At 55.4% G+C, this 16,065-nt stretch carries 16 protein-coding genes; 1 reads left to right on the forward strand and 15 read right to left on the reverse strand.

All coding sequences use genetic code 11. The annotated features are described in order from the left end of the window. Positions 1-160: 160 nt before the first annotated feature. From ACSPHG_RS14470 to hinT, 7 genes are all read right to left on the reverse strand, one after another. Entirely contained in the window at positions 161-1,465 is a 1,305-nt protein-coding gene (locus ACSPHG_RS14470) for an NAD(P)/FAD-dependent oxidoreductase (RefSeq protein WP_435954215.1), read from the reverse strand. A gap of 225 nt (positions 1,466-1,690) precedes the next feature. Beyond that, positions 1,691-2,233, reverse strand: coding sequence for an alpha/beta hydrolase YcfP (gene ycfP / locus ACSPHG_RS14475; RefSeq protein WP_435954216.1), 543 nt, complete (start codon positions 2,231-2,233; stop codon positions 1,691-1,693). A gap of 38 nt (positions 2,234-2,271) precedes the next feature. Next, positions 2,272-3,297 carry a beta-N-acetylhexosaminidase gene (nagZ, locus tag ACSPHG_RS14480; protein WP_435954217.1) on the reverse strand — a complete coding sequence of 342 codons (1,026 nt, stop codon included), beginning with the start codon at positions 3,295-3,297 and terminating at the stop codon, positions 2,272-2,274. A gap of 12 nt (positions 3,298-3,309) precedes the next feature. Further along, positions 3,310-4,143, reverse strand: a complete 834-nt coding sequence (gene thiK / locus ACSPHG_RS14485) for a thiamine kinase (RefSeq protein ID WP_435956027.1) — start codon at positions 4,141-4,143, stop codon at positions 3,310-3,312. Next, complete coding sequence (gene lpoB / locus ACSPHG_RS14490) at positions 4,121-4,720, reverse strand: penicillin-binding protein activator LpoB (protein ID WP_435956028.1); 600 nt, start codon at positions 4,718-4,720, stop codon at positions 4,121-4,123. The genes thiK and lpoB overlap by 23 nt, the downstream gene beginning before the upstream one ends. A 55-nt stretch (positions 4,721-4,775) precedes the next feature. Further along, positions 4,776-5,150 carry a YcfL family putative periplasmic lipoprotein gene (locus ACSPHG_RS14495; protein WP_435954218.1) on the reverse strand — a complete coding sequence of 125 codons (375 nt, stop codon included), beginning with the start codon at positions 5,148-5,150 and terminating at the stop codon, positions 4,776-4,778. A 4-nt stretch (positions 5,151-5,154) separates the two neighbouring features. Further along, positions 5,155-5,511 (reverse strand): purine nucleoside phosphoramidase, encoded by a 357-nt coding sequence (hinT, locus tag ACSPHG_RS14500; protein ID WP_435954219.1) that lies wholly within the window; start codon positions 5,509-5,511, stop codon positions 5,155-5,157. Between the two features lie 373 nt (positions 5,512-5,884). Between hinT and fhuE the strand changes: the two genes are divergently transcribed. Beyond that, on the forward strand, positions 5,885-8,074 hold the full coding sequence (gene fhuE, locus ACSPHG_RS14505; protein WP_435954220.1) for a ferric-rhodotorulic acid/ferric-coprogen receptor FhuE: 2,190 nt from the start codon (positions 5,885-5,887) through the stop codon (positions 8,072-8,074). A gap of 143 nt (positions 8,075-8,217) precedes the next feature. Here fhuE and ptsG read toward each other — a convergent pair whose 3' ends face one another. The 8 genes from ptsG to acpP form a co-directional block, all read right to left on the reverse strand. After that, positions 8,218-9,651 carry a PTS glucose transporter subunit IIBC gene (gene ptsG / locus ACSPHG_RS14510; protein WP_435954221.1) on the reverse strand — a complete coding sequence of 478 codons (1,434 nt, stop codon included), beginning with the start codon at positions 9,649-9,651 and terminating at the stop codon, positions 8,218-8,220. 300 nt (positions 9,652-9,951) lie between these two features. Next, entirely contained in the window at positions 9,952-10,746 is a 795-nt protein-coding gene (locus ACSPHG_RS14515) for a metal-dependent hydrolase (RefSeq protein WP_435954222.1), read from the reverse strand. A 10-nt stretch (positions 10,747-10,756) separates the two neighbouring features. Then, on the reverse strand, positions 10,757-11,764 hold the full coding sequence (gene holB, locus ACSPHG_RS14520) for a DNA polymerase III subunit delta' (protein ID WP_435954223.1): 1,008 nt from the start codon (positions 11,762-11,764) through the stop codon (positions 10,757-10,759). Next, a complete protein-coding gene (gene tmk / locus ACSPHG_RS14525; protein ID WP_435954224.1) occupies positions 11,764-12,402 on the reverse strand; it encodes a dTMP kinase in 639 nt (212 codons plus the stop codon). Before tmk ends, holB begins: the two co-directional genes overlap by 1 nt. Further along, positions 12,392-13,414 (reverse strand): cell division protein YceG, encoded by a 1,023-nt coding sequence (yceG, locus tag ACSPHG_RS14530; protein ID WP_435954225.1) that lies wholly within the window; start codon positions 13,412-13,414, stop codon positions 12,392-12,394. The genes tmk and yceG overlap by 11 nt, the downstream gene beginning before the upstream one ends. Positions 13,415-13,425: 11 nt before the next feature. After that, positions 13,426-14,226, reverse strand: coding sequence for an aminodeoxychorismate lyase (gene pabC, locus ACSPHG_RS14535; protein WP_435954226.1), 801 nt, complete (start codon positions 14,224-14,226; stop codon positions 13,426-13,428). A 125-nt stretch (positions 14,227-14,351) separates the two neighbouring features. Beyond that, entirely contained in the window at positions 14,352-15,593 is a 1,242-nt protein-coding gene (gene fabF / locus ACSPHG_RS14540; RefSeq protein ID WP_435954227.1) for a beta-ketoacyl-ACP synthase II, read from the reverse strand. A gap of 87 nt (positions 15,594-15,680) precedes the next feature. Continuing rightward, positions 15,681-15,917: an acyl carrier protein gene (acpP, locus tag ACSPHG_RS14545; protein ID WP_034456161.1), complete on the reverse strand. Its 237-nt coding sequence runs from the start codon at positions 15,915-15,917 to the stop codon at positions 15,681-15,683. Positions 15,918-16,065: the final 148 nt, after the last annotated feature.

Raw genomic sequence — 16,065 nt, forward strand, 5'->3', positions numbered from 1 at the left:
GGACAAATCAGACAACGGATGAAAAGTGCCAATTCATTCTTCAAACCGATGGGTTTAAGAGAACTCCTAAGCACTTAACGCTTATTCATGCGTTTTTATGCTAAATCGCAGCCATAAAAAACCCGGCACGGTGGCCGGGTTTTCTAAACAGCGAGCATGCTTAGTGCAGCTTCAGGCGCGGACGAATCACGCGGTTAATGCTGCCCACCAGCATCATCAGGCCGGTTTTGAAGTAGCCGTGCAGCGCGACCTGGTGCATACGGTATAGCGAGATGTACACGAAGCGGGCCATGCGCCCCTCGACCATCATAGAGCCACGCATCAGGTTGCCCATCAGGCTACCGACGGTGGAGAATTTGGACAGGGAAACCAGCGAGCCGTGATCCTTATAAACGTAGGACTTCAGCGGCTGCCCCTTGCTCTGGCCAATAATATTCTTCAGCACAAGGGAAGCCATCTGGTGCGCAGCCTGAGCGCGCGGAGGCACGAAGCCGCCTTCCGGACGGGCGCAGGAGGCGCAGTCGCCAATCGCATAGATATCCGGATCGCGCGTGGTTTGCAGCGTAGGCTCGGTCACCAGCTGGTTGATACGGTTGGTTTCAAGCCCGCCGATATCCTTCATAAAGTCTGGCGCTTTGATGCCCGCCGCCCAGACCATGAGATCGGCTGCGATGTACTCGCCGTCTTTGGTGTTCAGGCCACCGGCATCGGCGGAGGTCACCATGGTTTGCGTTAATACGCGCACGCCCAGCTTGGTCAGCTCGCTGTGCGCCGCCGCAGAAATACGCGGTGGCAGAGCAGGCAGAATACGCTCGCCCGCTTCGACCAGCGTTACGTTCAGCGCTTCGTTGGTCAGGCCTTTGTAGCCGTAGCTGTGCAGCTGCTTAACGGCGTTGTGCAGCTCGGCGGAAAGCTCAACGCCCGTTGCGCCGCCCCCGACGATGGCGATGTTCACTTTGCCACTCGCGCCCAGATTTGCGGAATACTTAAGGAACAGGTTCAGCATTTCTGAGTGGAAACGACGCGCCTGGTGCGGGTTGTCGAGGAAAATGCAGTTCTCTTTTACGCCCGGCGTGTTGAAGTCGTTGGAGGTGCTGCCCAGCGCCATTACCAGCGTGTCGTAGGGGATCTTGCGTTCCGGCACCAGCAGCTCGCCCTTCTCGTCGCGCAGTTCGGCGAGCGTCAGGGTTTTCGCTTCACGGTTGATGTCCATCACCGAACCAAGCTGGAACTGGAAATGGTGGTTGCGGGCATGCGCCAGGTAGCTCAGCGCGTCCACGCCCTCGTCCAGAGAGCCGGTTGCCACTTCGTGCAGCAGCGGCTTCCACAGATGGCTGTGGTTGCGATCGACCAGCGTGATTTTCGCTTTTTTGCCGCGACCCAGTTTCTTGCCCAGCTGCGTTGCCAGTTCAAGTCCGCCGGCACCACCACCTACAATGACAATCTTTCTTAATGGCGTAGTCAAAGTGACCCCCTCAAAATATTAACCAATTGTTAATTAAAAGTTATCTAAATAACGTTTAATTAACAACAAGTTGCGTAAGACATTTCATGAATGTGACCAAAGAATAACATGAACGGTGCATTGGTCATACCAAAATTGATATGCATCAATTTTTATGCCGAAAAGATAAGCAAAACGGGCCAGCAAGCGCTGACCCGTGAGGTATTTATGCAGGTTGCGGGAATGTTAACCCAGCGTTTTGAAGGCTTTAATACGTTGAAGATGCGGGGAAATATTCTTGAATTTATGCGACTGCTCTTCGTCCCAGACGATTTCATAGAAGTGATGCAGCGTTTCGGCCGCGCGCCTGTTGTCCAGCGCCTCGTCGTTGCGGGACAGGATTGCCAGGCAGCGGTCGCGGTTCTTTTCACGGAAGTTCTGCACGCATTTCGTTGAAATGTCTGTGTACTCTTCCGGGCGGTCAATCTTGCCTTCCATGTTTTCCTGCGGGAACAGGTTCGGGTTGAAGATGACCTGGCGAATGTCGCACAGAAAGCCGATGCGTTCCGCCCAGAAGCCGCCAAGACCGACGCCGCAGATGAGCGGGCGTTCGTCGTCGCTAAGCTGCAGCATTTTGTCGACTTCTTTCAGCAGATGCTGCATGTCGTGTTTCGGGTGGCGCGTGCTGTAGCTGATAAGCCGCACGTCCGGGTCGATAAACTGAAGCTGCAGCACCTTTTCATGGTTACCGGGACTGTTTGAGTCAAAACCGTGTAAATAGATAATCATACATCCTCACCACGCAAATTCAGGCCAGAGCCTGAGGGTTAAAGCCCCGCCTTGTGGGCCTGCCACTGCTCGTGCAGCGCTTCGAGCTGCTGATTCACCTGCTTCCAGCGCGTAGAAGACATCAGCTCCTGGCGGGTAAATGAACCTTTATGATACAAACCTGTAACACGGTCTGCTTTGACCGGAGACAGGTTATCTAACACGCTCACGGCCCCCTTACGATTATTGCAGACGAGGATCATATCGCAACCTGCATCCAGCGACGCCTGGCCGCGCTCGGCGTAGCTGCCCATTATTGCCGCGCCTTCCATCGACAGATCGTCGGAGAAAATCACGCCCTCAAAGCCAAGCTCACCGCGCAGCACGGTTTTTAACCAGTGCGGGGAGCCGCTCGCCGGACGCGGGTCAACGTTGGTATAGATAACGTGCGCGGGCATGATGGCATCAAGCTTGTTTTCAGTAATCAGGCTGCGGAAGATCTGCATGTCGTGCTGGCGAATCACCGCCTCTTCCCGATCGTCACGCGGGGTTTCCTTGTGGGAGTCCGCGGTGACCGCGCCGTGGCCGGGGAAGTGTTTCCCGGTGGTTTTCATGCCCGCCGCGTGCATGCCGTCGATAAATCGCGTCGCCATAGCCAGCGCCTTAGCCGGGTCTTCATGGTAAGAGCGTTCGCCAATGGCGGCGCTGATATGGCCGACATCCAGCACCGGAGCAAAGCTGATGTCGATATCCATGGCGATCATTTCACTGGCCATCAGCCAGCCCGCGTCCTGGGCCAGCTCGCCGCCTTTGTCCAGGCCGTGCAGCGCAGCAAACGACTGGGCTGCCGGTAGAAGAGTAAAGCCATCACGGAAACGCTGCACCCGCCCGCCCTCCTGATCGACCGCCACGACGAGGTGATTACGGGAGGCCGCGCGGATCTGGCGAACCAGCTCGCGCAGCTGCTCCGGATCGTGATAGTTGCGGGTAAACAGAATCAGACCACCCACCAGCGGGTGCTGCAGTATTTCACGCTCTTCGGCATCCAGCTCAAAGCCTGCCACATCCAACATTACCGGGCCCACATCTACCTCTCTTTATTGTTTCGTCGCTCGCAGCAGGCTCCAGGCCTCGTCTGCCAGCGTTAAAAATGTTCTGTCCTGCGTTTGCCGCCAGCGGCATTCGTACCACGACGCCATCAGCATGATAACCCAGGGCCGCCAGCGATTGACCTGGCCGCGCAGCGTTTCAAGCCGAATATTGCTCAGACTTGCGTAGCGCCGCAGCAGTTCTTCGCCATCGATGTTATTTGCAGCAACGGTTGCCGCAAGTTCAAGCGCGATATCGCCGTCGCCCGCGTATTCCCAGTCGATGAGCCTAAGCGCGGAATGCTGATGCACCAGGTTACCCGCGTGGACATCCATATGCAGGGGGGCCAGCCGCAGCGGCTTAGGTTCCCCCTGCTTTTGCTTACTTTTTAGCAGGCGCAGCCACGGTAGGCTACGCCGCGCCGGGCAGGCGTGCTGCCAGTAAAATTCGAGCACGGGCAGCAGGCTTATCCGCCAGCCGAAAAGAGGCTGCCGGTGAAGGCCGTGCAGCAATTCTGCGAGCGCGTTTTGCGCGAGCGGCTGCGTTTTTACCTCTCCGGCAAGCCATTCAACGATGAGCCAGCCGTCGGCTAAACACACGGGTTTTGGGCCGATACCTGACCGCAGCCGTTTGAGGGCGCGGTACTGGCGCGGCAAGGATACGCCAGGCATAGCGTCAGCAAGCTGCTGACGCGCGACAAACTCCCGCTCACCGGCTTTAAAGTGCAGGCTGCCGCCGCTCAGGCCTTCCAGCGCAGAAAAGCAACCGGCGGCCTGAGCCGCCGGAAGATGCCGTGCAATCACCGATTGCAGCGAAGCATTATTGGGTTTGCTGTACCGCACCGCTGCCTGACCAGATAATTTCACCGGTTTGCACCAGCATTAGCTGCATTTTAACGGTTGGGGTACGAACGTTGCCGCTGGCGTTGCTGTAAAGCACGTACTGCGCGCCAACGTTACGGGCAATGCCGATAGCCTTGCTGCGCGAGCCGAGGCTGTCCTGCGGGGATAGGCCAAGCTGCTGCTTCGCTATCGAAAGCTGCTGGGCAGAAACGAGGGTGAATTTGCCGTTGTTCGCAAGCGCGCCGCGCAGGGCTTCCGTCGCCTTGCTGGTATCAAGCGAGCCGTTGGTGCGGTTGTTCACGCTGTCTACCAGCAGCACGCCGCCCGGCGTGACGCCATCGGCCTGCAGCATTTTGCCGACCATAGGCTGCATCGCGCTGCCCCAGTCGTAGTTGCGCACTTTAGGCGTAGCCGGAATGGTCGGCTCAGGCTGGGTTACCGGGCCTGGCTGGCTGGGTACCGTTGGAACGGATGGCACCGTCGGTTCCGGCTGCGCTGGCTGGGTTGTACCCGGCTTCACTTCTTCCACTGGCGCAGGCTGCTCGCCGCCGCCCTTAATACAGCCGGACAGTATCATCGCCGCAGCGACGACCACCAGGTATCGATGGATTCCCTTAATCAAAATTCACCCCTTATAAAGAGAGATAAAGACGCACTTTACGCGCGTCTGGATAGCTGGCCGTTGACGATACCGTGAGGCCGGACTTGGCCGGTATCGTGACTGAGCGAGTTTTTTCGAGCGGATGAATCTCCAGCCCTTTTGCGTCATACCAGAAGAAACGATAGTTGATGACCACCGGAACGGCCTGTTCATTATACAGCTCAGACTGGGAAACGGTGGCACCGTCAACGGAGGAAATATTTGGCTTTTCAGCGCTGATCCCGGCGGCGAGCACCGAAGATTCCATCACCAGCGCCTGATCTTCATTGACCGGAATGGCGGGCCGGGAACCGCACCCCGCCATCAGCACTACAGCCAGCAGCAATAAGAGAGGGTTCCGTTTCATTACATTATCCTTTGTGGGACAGCATAGGCCCGAGCACGCGCCCGCCGAGCAGGTGCATATGAATATGATAGACTTCCTGCCCGCCGTGGCGGTTGCAGTTCATGATTAAACGGTAGCCGTCTTCGGCAATCCCTTCCTGCTCGGCAATTTTCGCCGCCACGGTCAGCATGCGGCCTAATGCCAGCTCATGATCGGCGGTGACATCGTTTACCGTTGGGATAAGGATGTTCGGAATGATGAGAATATGGGTCGGGGCCTGCGGAGAGATATCGCGGAAAGCGGTGACAAGGTCGTCCTGATAGACGATATCTGCCGGAATTTCGCGGCGAATGATTTTGCTGAAAATAGTTTCTTCGGCCATGACGTTTACCTTTTTCATTTGTTTGTGGCATAAGCTGCAGGCGTTGCGCGCAGTTTAGCTTTCCGTGGGCGCGCCGCATAGCGTAAGAGTATGAGCGAGTTACTCCCGCTCTTTCAACCTTAACCCCTTAATTCTTTATAGGGCAGCATGTTGGCTGCTGCTCAAATGACCATCCCCGCCCTGCCCGTGCGACAACTAAAACGATATTTCATTCCCCCTCGTAACATATATTTACAGCGCGATATCGAATGCGTATATTTCTCATTTGCATTTTCATGCGCAATTTCTACCTAGAAAATAAGAATACGCACCTGGCTGCCGGACTTCACGCGGGGCCGGGGCACAACTACCAACACTCAATAAAGGGTTAATGATGTCTTTATCCATTCATTCCAGGGATGGGCAGCGTTCTGTTGCCACCGCGCCTTCGCTGCTGGCCGTTTGTATTGCTTTTGCGCTGACGCCCGCCGCGTTTGCCGCAAATACCGGTGCCGAAGATACTCTGGTGGTCGAGGGGACAAGCGCTGATGCTGCCGCTAATACGGACGCAGAGGACTACAGCGTCAAGGCTACCGCCGCCGGCACCAAAATGACGCTGGTGCCCCGCGACATTCCCCAGTCGGTTAGCATCGTTAGCGAACAGCGCATGAAGGATCAAAAGCTGGAGTCGCTGGGCGACGTGCTGCGCAATACCACAGGAATTAGCGAAAGCTTTGCCGACTCCGACCGCGCAACCTATTACGCTCGCGGTTTTGCCATCGATAACTACATGGTCGACGGTATTCCGACAATCTTTGAGCCGCGCTGGAACCTGGGCGACGCGCTTTCCGATACGGCGATCTTCGAACGCATTGAGGTGGTACGCGGGGCGAATGGCCTGACAACCGGCTCAGGCAACCCGTCGGCCGCTATCAATATGATTCGTAAACATGCTGACAGCCGCGAGTTCACGACGAACGTTTCCGCCGAATATGGCAGTTGGAACAAACAGCGCTACGTGGCCGATATGTCCGCGCCGCTTATCGACTCCGGTAAAATTCGCGGCCGCATGGTGGCAGGCTACCAGGATAACGATAGCTGGCTTGACCGTTACAACCAGAAGAAGAAGTTTTTCTACGGCGTGGTGGACGTTGATTTAACCGACGCCACCAGCTTCTCCGTCGGCTATGACTACCAGCAAACCAACGTCAACGCGCCGACCTGGGGCGGCATTCCGCGCTGGTACACCGACGGCAGCAAAACCAGCCCTGACCGCAGCTACAGCACCGCGCCGGACTGGTCCTACAACGACAAAGAATCGCAGCGCACCTTTATGACGCTGAAGCAGCAGCTCAGCAACGACTGGCAGCTCACCGTGAACGGCACTCATACCGAGATGACGCTCGACAGCAAGCAGCTTTACCTGGACGGGCTGGTCGATAAATCCACCGGCCTGCTGGTTAGCCCGTACGGGCCGTCCTATCCGTACGTAGGCGGCACCGGATACAACACCGGCAAGCGTAAAGTCGATGCGATTGATACCTTCGCCAACGGCTCCTACGAACTGTTTGGACGCCAGCATGAGCTGATGGTCGGCGCGAGCTACAGCCGCCAGAACAATACCTATTTCAGCTCATGGGCGAATATCGGCGATACGGAGCTGGGCAACTATAATGATTTCAACGGTAACTTCCCGGAAACCGACTGGTCGCCGCTGACGCTTGCGCAGAATGACACCATTCATCAGAAATCAGCCTACCTGGCGACCCGCATTTCGCTTGCCGACCCGCTGCACGTCATTCTCGGCGCACGCTATACCAAGTACAACCTCGATACGCTGAACCAGCAGCTTGAGAAGAACAATACTTCCCCGTATGCGGGCGTGGTGTTCGATATCAACGATACCTGGTCGACCTATGCGAGCTACACCTCCATCTTCAAACCGCAGACCGAGCGTGATACCCAGCAGAAATATCTGTCTCCCATCACCGGGAATAACTACGAAGCGGGCCTGAAAGCGGACTGGCTGAACGGACGTCTGACGACCTCGATGGCCGTTTTCCGCATCGAGCAGGATCATCTTGCGCAGGCGACCGGCGGCGTAATTCCAGGTACCAGCGGTGAATCGGCCTATAAAGAAGTGAACGGCACGACGAGCAAGGGCGTTGAGTTTGAAATCAACGGCGCGCTGACCGATAACTGGCAGATGACCTTCGGCGCGACGCGCTATGTTGCTGAAGACGGCGAAGGCGACGCGGTTAACCCAAACCTGCCGCGTACCAGCGTCAAGCTGTTCACCAGCTACCGTCTACCGATGCTGCAGGCGCTGGCCGTCGGTGGTGGCGTGAACTGGCAGAACCACGTCTGGTCTGACGTTGCAGTGCCAAGCGGCACCTACCGTTCCGAACAGGGCAGCTATGCGCTGGTCGATCTGTTTGCCCGTTACAACGTGACGAAGGCGTTCTCGGTGCAGGCTAACGTCGACAACCTGTTTGATAAGTCCTACGACACCAACGTTGATAGCCGCGGTATCGTCTACGGCGCGCCGCGTAACTTCTCCGTCAGCGCGAATTACAGCTTCTAAACCTTCGGTGGATGGCGCTTGCTTATCCACCCTACGAATAGTTTTCGTAGCTCGGGTAAGCTATAGCGCCACCCGACAAAACGTATCCTCTTAACGTAAAAAAGGGAGGCCATTGGCCTCCCTTAGTCTCCCCAAATCACTGCTTAGCTGTTACGGATCCACTCATCCATTTCAGTTTTCAGGTTATCGGACTTAGTCCCGAAGATAGCCTGAACGCCTGAACCAGCCACAACCACACCTGCCGCACCCAGTTTCTTCAGGCCAGCCTGGTCGACTTTAGATACGTCGGCCACGCTAACACGCAGACGGGTAATACATGCGTCGAGGTTAGTGATGTTTTCTTTACCGCCGAAGGCGCTAACCAGAGCCGGTGCCATTTCGCTTGTAGAAGTAGCGGTGGACTCGGAGGTTGCATCTTCACGACCTGGGGTTTTCAGGTCCAGCGCTTTGATCAGCACGCGGAACACGGTGTAGTAGATAGCCGCGTAGCACAGACCAACGATTGGGAACAGCCACAGCTTGCTGCTGTTACCGCTCAGCACGATGAAGTCAATCAGACCGTGTGAGAAGGAAGTACCGTCACGCATACCCAGCAGGATACAGATCGGGAACGCCAGGCCTGCCAGCACCGCGTGGATGATGTACAGGATTGGTGCCACGAACATGAAGGAGAATTCGATTGGCTCGGTGATACCGGTCAGGAATGAAGTCAGCGCAGCAGAGATCATGATGCCGCCAACTTTTGCACGATTCTCAGGTTTCGCTGAGTGCCAGATTGCGATAGCCGCAGCAGGCAGACCGTACATTTTGAACAGGAAGCCACCGGACAGTTTGCCCGCAGTTGGGTCGCCTGCCATGTAACGAGGGATGTCACCGTGGAACACCTGACCCGCAGCGTTGGTGTATTCACCAATCTGCATCTGGAATGGAACGTTCCAGATGTGGTGCAGACCGAACGGCACCAGGCAGCGTTCTACGAAGCCGTAGATACCGAATGCCACAACCGGGTTCTGGTAAGCAGCCCACTGAGAGAAGGTCTGGATAGCGGTACCGATTGGTGGCCAGATGAAGGACAGCACAACGCCCATGAAGATCGCAGCCAGACCAGAGATGATCGGTACGAAACGTTTACCGGCGAAGAAGCCCAGATACTCAGGCAGCTTGATACGGTAGAAACGGTTGAACATGTAGGCTGCAATAGCACCAGAGATAATACCGCCCAGAACACCCGTATCGGCGAGGTGTTTGGCAGCAATTTCTTCAGCAGGCAGATGCAGAACCAGCGGTGCAACCACAGCCATGGTTTTCACCATGATGCCGTAAGCAACCACAGCGGCCAGCGCGGAAACGCCATCGTTGTTGGTGAAGCCCAGCGCGACACCGATTGCGAAGATCAGCGGCATGTTGGCGAAAACTGAACCGCCCGCTTCCGCCATAACATGAGAAACCACGGCTGGCAGCCAGCTGAAGTTTGCAGAACCGACGCCCAGCAGGATACCTGCGATAGGCAGTACGGATACTGGCAACATCAGCGATTTACCTACCTTTTGCAGGTTAGCAAATGCATTCTTAAACATAATTGAGAGTGCTCCTGAGTATTTGTGCTTTTTTTACGCATTATGCGCATCGGATCGGGGGGAGAACCGGTCCATAAACAGGGCATCTAAGTGCCCTTTATTTATTACGCAGAGTAAAATAAATAGAAAAAACTTTGTTTGACGCCTATCACGTTTCTCGGATAGATGACGCAAAAGCTTTCATTAATTTACATAACTCATGTCCAATTGTTTCAAAAAGGTCATACTCCGCCCTTTTTGTGGCGGAGCACTTTACTCGCTTCCATGATTAATTACGAGCTTTAAAATAAGTGATGGTTATCAGGAAGATTGCAGGCGCGAGGGTGAAATATGGAACAGCTCGGCGAAGTTTTTAGTGGTCACAGCCGCCAGCTCTTCCACGGAAACGCGCTTCAAAACCGCCATGTATTCTGCAACATCTCGTGTCATGGCCGGCTGGTTTTCTTTACCGCGATGCGGCACCGGAGCCAGATACGGCGAGTCGGTCTCAACCAGTATTCTATCCAGCGGAACAAACCGCGCGGCGTCACGCAGCTGGTCGGCATTGCGGAAAGTCACAATCCCGGAAAACGAAATATAGAAGCCCATATCAAGCAGCTTTCCCGCTGTTTCCCGATCTTCTGTAAAACAGTGTAGTACCCCACCGCAGTCTGTCACTTTCTCTTCGTTGAGAATCGCCAGCGTGTCGGCGCGCGCATCGCGGGTATGCACGATAACAGGCTTGTTAAGCTCGCGCCCAATGCGGATGTGATTGCGGAATGACTCCTGCTGGCGCGGCTTGGTTTCGGGCGTGTAAAAATAGTCGAGGCCCGTTTCACCCATCGCAACTACACCCGGCTCTGCGGCGAGGCGGCGAAGTTCTTCGACATCGTATTCTTCATCCTGATTGAGCGGATGCACGCCGCAGGAGAACGCAACGTTTTGTCGTTCGCCTACCAGCTCGCGCATGCCGCGATAGCCCACAAGCGTGGTCGCGACGGCGAGGCAGAATTTCACATCTCTCGCGGCGGCTTTTTCCAGTACGTCATCGACGTTTTTATGCAGGGATTGATAATCCAGGCCATCAAGATGGCAGTGTGAGTCGACCAGAAACATACAAACACTCTTAAAGATGTGGAGAAGGAAGGATAGCACCCGGTTGCATAAGTCGCTCCCAGGTCAGCAGTTGTTCGGTAATCAGTAATTCTCGGTTGACGCCGACCACGCTCAGCAAGGATTCACGACAGGTGAACCAGCCCTGCAGGATAGCCTGCAATACGGCAGGCGCGGTGCTACCTGCAAGCGTTGCCACCAGCGGCTGCATATCGTCGTTAGCAAGCCACTGCCCTGCGCCCTGCTGCCATTTAAGCGCGTCCAGCAGCAGCGAGCTCAGCCAGTGAATGCGCTGCGCCGCGTCTTCATGGTTCAGCGAGGGCAATAACGCCAGCATGTCCTTTGAGGAACAGGCCTGAATGAGCTTTTCGCAAAGCGCCTGACGATGCTTCCAGTTTTCAGGCTGGAGCAACTCAAGCGCAGCGGCCGGTGCGCCGGAGCTTAAACGCAGCGCGGCTCGCAGCTGCGTGCCGTCGAGCGAGCTTTCCCTGGCAAGCCAGGCCAGGGCAAAGGTTTCATCCGGTGGGGTCAGGTGCCAGTACAGACAGCGACTGCGCAACGTGGCAGGCAGGCGGGCCGGTTCACGGCAGCCAAGGAAGAACCAGGTATTTGCAGGCGGTTCTTCAAGCGTTTTAAGCAGGGCGTTGGCTGCGGCTTCGGTCAGCAGGCCCGCGTCGGTAAGCCACACGACCTTTGCGCCACCCTGCTGCGCATGGCCATAAAGCTTTTCGGTGATTTCGCGGATGCTGTCGATGCCCAGGCTGGTTTTGCCTTTTTCTGGGGCGATAACGTAGCTGTCCGGATGGGTATCGGCCTGCATCAGATGGCAGCTACGGCAGCGTCCGCAGCTTTTGTTACCTTCCGGATGCTGGCACATAATCCAGCGACGTAGCGCGTAAATCAGCGCGTCGTCACCCATGCCTGGCAGCGAGTGAAGAAGTAACGCATGGTGCCCGCGCCCAGCCTGATACTGGCTGAGGATTTGCTCAAAAGGCCCGCGCAGCCATGGATACCATTTCATCAGACCAGCCCCTTAGCCCAGTCAATTACTGCGCCGCGCACGGCCACGGAAACATCGTCCAGCGGCTGGGTCGCATCGATTGTTCTGATGCGGCTATCTTCGGCGGCAAGCTCAAGGTAACGCGCACGTGTGCGGTTGAAGAAGTCGATAGATTCCTGCTCAATGCGGTCCAGCTCGCCGCGCGCGCGGGCGCGCGTCAGCCCAACTTCCGGCGTGACGTCCAGGTATATTGTCAAATCGGGGTAGAAATCCCCCAGCACGGTATTGCGCAGCGCCATCAGCAGATTTTGATCGATGCGGCGTCCGCCGCCCTGATAGGCCTGCGTCGAAAGATCGTGGCGATCGCCAATTACCCAGGCTCCGCGAGCCAGGGCCGGTTTGATAACCGTCTCCACAAGCTGGACGCGCGCGGCGTAAAACATCAGCACTTCGGCTTTATCGGTCACAACTTCGTCACCGATGCCTTTGTTGTTCAGCGTAAGCTCGCGCAGTCTTTCTGCCAGCGGCGTGCCGCCCGGCTCGCGGGTAAAGACCAGGTCGGTCACCCCGAGCTCTTTGAGCGTGGCGACAACAACGTTATGGGCGTTTGTTTTCCCTGCGCCTTCGAGCCCCTCGATGACGATAAATTTACTGACCATTCTTGTCCTTTAGCGTTTTGATATACACCTGCACCGCCTGATTGTGGCTGGCGAGATTAGTATTAAAGGTGTGCCCGCCTTTACCGTCGGCGACAAAGTAGAGATACGGCGTTTTGGCAGGATTTGCCGCCGCCTGCAGCGACGCCGCGCTCGGGATAGCAATCGGGCCCGGCGGCATACCGGCAATCACGTAGGTATTATAAGGCGTTGGCGTCTCAAGATCTTTGCGCGACAGCTTACCATTATAGTTCTCACCCATGCCGTAAATCACGGTCGGGTCAGTTTGTAAACGCATGCCGATACGTAGACGATTAATAAAGACCGAGGCGACGCGGTCGCGTTCGCTGGCAACGGCTGTCTCTTTTTCAATGATGGAAGCCATGGTGACAAGGTCGTTTGGGGTTTTGTACGGCAGTCCGTCAATTTTGCTGTCCCAGGCTGTCTGCACGGCCTTTTGCATACGCTCGTGGGCGCGTTTTAACAGCGCTACGTCGGTTGTGTTAGCGGTGTAAAGCCATGTATCCGGGAAGAACCAGCCCTCTGCCCATTCAGGATGCTCAAGCTTCAGGGCTTCGGCGACCGTAGCGTAGCTGTCATCTTTCAGGGTGTGTTTGATGTAAGGCGCTTCACGCAGTTGCTTAAGCCAGTCGCTCAGACGCATCCCTTCAACAAAGCGAATGGGGAACTGGGCTTCTTTACCGCTCGCGAGCAGTTTAAGCATGTCGCGCACCGTCATCTGGGGCGTAAGACGGTAGGTACCCGCTTTGAAACGAGCAAGATCGGGCTCGACTTTTAGCAGCCACTGGAAGACCCGTGGGCGCGTCAGCAGTTTTTCTTCATAAAGCTGCGTGCCCAGCGCAAGACGCCCGGTTCCCGGCTTTAGGGTAAAAATAGTTTCCTGCTTGATGGCAAGGTGGCTGTTTGCCAGCTGGCGGACCTTCCACATTCCGACACCGGCAGCAATGCCAAGAACCACCAGCAACAGCACAAAGAAACGTAGCATCTTTTTCATCGGTAATCGTTTTACTCACAAAGTGGCGCTAAAAAATGATAAAGCTCGTGCGTTTTGTAATGCCAGGACTCGGCCTGCTTGACCGGGATCACGGGCATCAGCGCGTTACAGATACACAGCTCATCGGCGTCTGCGAGGGTGTCGAGCTTTTCGCGCACCTCGTTCACCTGCCACGCTGAATTTTGCAGGCAACGTAAAATATGCTGCCGCATCGTTCCGTTCACACCAGCCCTGTCAACATAAGGGGTGAAAACCTGATTCCCCTTTCGCCAGAATAAATTAGCCGCACAGCATTCCGTAAGCCACCCTTCACTGTCAAGGACCAGCGCTTCCTGAGCGGGCGTCTGTTCAAGATGTGTACGAATTAAGACCTGCTCGAGGCGGTTAAGGTGTTTAATGCCGGCAAACGTGGGATTCACGCCAAGACAAACTGGGCTAAGCGCAAGGCGAATGCCCTGCGTCTTCCATTCATCATAGAAATCGGGAAAAGGAGAGAGGCCGATTATACGCGTGGGCAGCCGGCAATTAGCCGCACTGTACCCTCTTCCGCCCGAGCCACGGCTGATAATCACCTTTATCACGGCCCGCTCTTCGGCTGCGGCAAGCGCGGACATCTCATCCAGGAGCAACGCCCAATCAGTAAAAGGAATCAGCAGCTTTTCGCAGGCCAGGCGCATGCGATGGATATGCTGTTCGGCAAAACTGATTTTGCCGTTTTTAACGACCGCCGTTGAAAAGCAGCCATCACCGAACTGCACCGCGCGGTCATTTACCGGAAGCATAGCCTGCCGTTGGCCATTGATTAGATACATAGAAGTTCCTCAATGTGCGAAGAAGGTAGAGTGCCAGCGCGGAGAGTTTGCAGCAAGGGGAGGTAATCTGAAGTAAACGCTTTAAAACATAAAGGGCCCGCAGGCGAGCCCAATATGTGTACGGCTTAGACCTTCTTGAAGATCAAAGAGCCGTTTGTCCCACCAAAGCCGAAGGAGTTACACAAGGTGTATTCCATGCCTTTAACCTGGCGTGCAACATGCGGAACAAAGTCCAGATCGCAGCCTTCGTCAGGGTTATCGAGGTTGATGGTCGGCGGCACGGCCTGGTCGCGCAGGGCAAGGATAGAGTAGATCGATTCTACTGCACCCGCAGCACCTAACAGGTGACCGGTCATGGATTTGGTGGAGCTTACCAGCACGCGGCTTGCGTCTTCACCAAAGATGGTTTTCACCGCCTGAGTTTCAGCTTTGTCACCGGCAGGCGTAGACGTACCGTGCGCGTTAACGTAGCCAATCTGGCCTGGAGCAATACCGGCATCACGCAGCGCATTTTCCATCGCCTGTGCAGCACCGGCACCGTTTTCCGGTGGAGAAGTCATGTGGTAAGCATCGCTGCTCATACCAAAGCCGACGATTTCAGCGTAGATTTTAGCGCCACGTTTCTTCGCATGTTCATACTCTTCGAGCATGATCACGCCCGCACCGTCCCCCAGCACAAAACCATCACGGTCTTTATCCCACGGGCGGCTAGCCGCTTGCGGATTGTCATTACGGGTGGAGAGCGCACGCGCTGCACCAAAACCACCGACACCCAGCGGAGTACTGGCTTTTTCTGCACCACCGGCAAGCATTGCGTCAGCATCACCATAGGCGATGATGCGTGCTGCATGACCAATGTTATGCACACCAGAAGTACACGCGGTAGCGATAGAGATGCTTGGGCCACGTAGGCCGAACATAATGGTCAGGTGACCTGCCACCATATTCACAATAGTAGACGGTACGAAGAATGGGCTGATCTTACGTGGACCACCGTTAACCAGCGAAGTGTGGTTTTCTTCGATAAGACCCAGACCACCAATACCAGAGCCGATTGCGGCGCCAATACGGGATGCGTTCTCTTCCGTTACTTCAAGCCCAGAATCCAGCATGGCTTGATGGCCAGCGACAATTCCATATTGAATGAAGGCATCCATCTTGCGCTGTTCTTTACGCGAGATGATGTCATCACAGTTAAAATCCTTTACTAAGCCAGCAAATTTCGTTGCATAGGCGGTAGTATCGAAATGGTCGATCAGGCTGATGCCACTCTGACCGGCAAGGAGAGCTTTCCAGGTAGACTCTACGGTATTGCCGACAGGAGACAACATGCCCAGTCCGGTCACAACTACACGACGCTTAGACACGTTTGTCCTCCAGGGAGGGAAAAAATAGGACTTGTGGGACAATTAGATAAAACTCAGGCGGTCGAGTGACCGCCTGGAGATGTTCACTTACGCCTGGTGACCGTTGATGTAATCAATGGCAGCCTGAACGGTGGTGATTTTCTCAGCTTCTTCGTCCGGAATCTCAGTATCAAACTCTTCTTCCAGAGCCATTACCAGCTCAACGGTGTCAAGAGAATCAGCGCCCAGGTCCTCAACGAAGGAAGCGGAGTTGATTACTTCTTCCTGCTTAACGCCCAGTTGTTCGCCAATGATTTTCTTAACGCGTTCTTCGATAGTGCTCATACTCTTAAATTTCCTATCAAAACTCGCTTTCGCGATGGTTTTCGTAGTGTATAAAATGTTGAAAAAGATGCAACTAAATCCCGGCAGGTCGTACCACGATTTTACGCTATTTTGCGGGCATTCGCCCAAATAACGCAAATAATTTTAA

The organism is Dryocola baronae, from assembly GCF_051297175.1.
In the GTDB taxonomy this organism is placed as follows: Bacteria; Pseudomonadota; Gammaproteobacteria; order Enterobacterales; family Enterobacteriaceae; genus Dryocola.

Excerpts from the sequence above, each read along its gene's own strand:
- holB (WP_435954223.1), bottom strand. The coding sequence starts at position 11,764 with ATGAAATGGTATCCATGGCTGCGCGGGCCTTTTGAGCAAATCCTCAGC.
- pabC (WP_435954226.1), bottom strand. The coding sequence starts at position 14,226 with ATGTATCTAATCAATGGCCAACGGCAGGCTATGCTTCCGGTAAATGAC.
- tmk (WP_435954224.1), bottom strand. The coding sequence starts at position 12,402 with ATGGTCAGTAAATTTATCGTCATCGAGGGGCTCGAAGGCGCAGGGAAA.
- ACSPHG_RS14495 (WP_435954218.1), bottom strand. The coding sequence starts at position 5,150 with ATGAAACGGAACCCTCTCTTATTGCTGCTGGCTGTAGTGCTGATGGCG.
- ycfP (WP_435954216.1), bottom strand. The coding sequence starts at position 2,233 with ATGATTATCTATTTACACGGTTTTGACTCAAACAGTCCCGGTAACCAT.
- lpoB (WP_435956028.1), bottom strand. The coding sequence starts at position 4,720 with ATGATACTGTCCGGCTGTATTAAGGGCGGCGGCGAGCAGCCTGCGCCA.
- ACSPHG_RS14515 (WP_435954222.1), bottom strand. The coding sequence starts at position 10,746 with ATGTTTCTGGTCGACTCACACTGCCATCTTGATGGCCTGGATTATCAA.
- hinT (WP_435954219.1), bottom strand. The coding sequence starts at position 5,511 with ATGGCCGAAGAAACTATTTTCAGCAAAATCATTCGCCGCGAAATTCCG.
- yceG (WP_435954225.1), bottom strand. The coding sequence starts at position 13,414 with ATGAAAAAGATGCTACGTTTCTTTGTGCTGTTGCTGGTGGTTCTTGGC.
- fhuE (WP_435954220.1), top strand. The coding sequence starts at position 5,885 with ATGTCTTTATCCATTCATTCCAGGGATGGGCAGCGTTCTGTTGCCACC.
- acpP (WP_034456161.1), bottom strand. The coding sequence starts at position 15,917 with ATGAGCACTATCGAAGAACGCGTTAAGAAAATCATTGGCGAACAACTG.
- ptsG (WP_435954221.1), bottom strand. The coding sequence starts at position 9,651 with ATGTTTAAGAATGCATTTGCTAACCTGCAAAAGGTAGGTAAATCGCTG.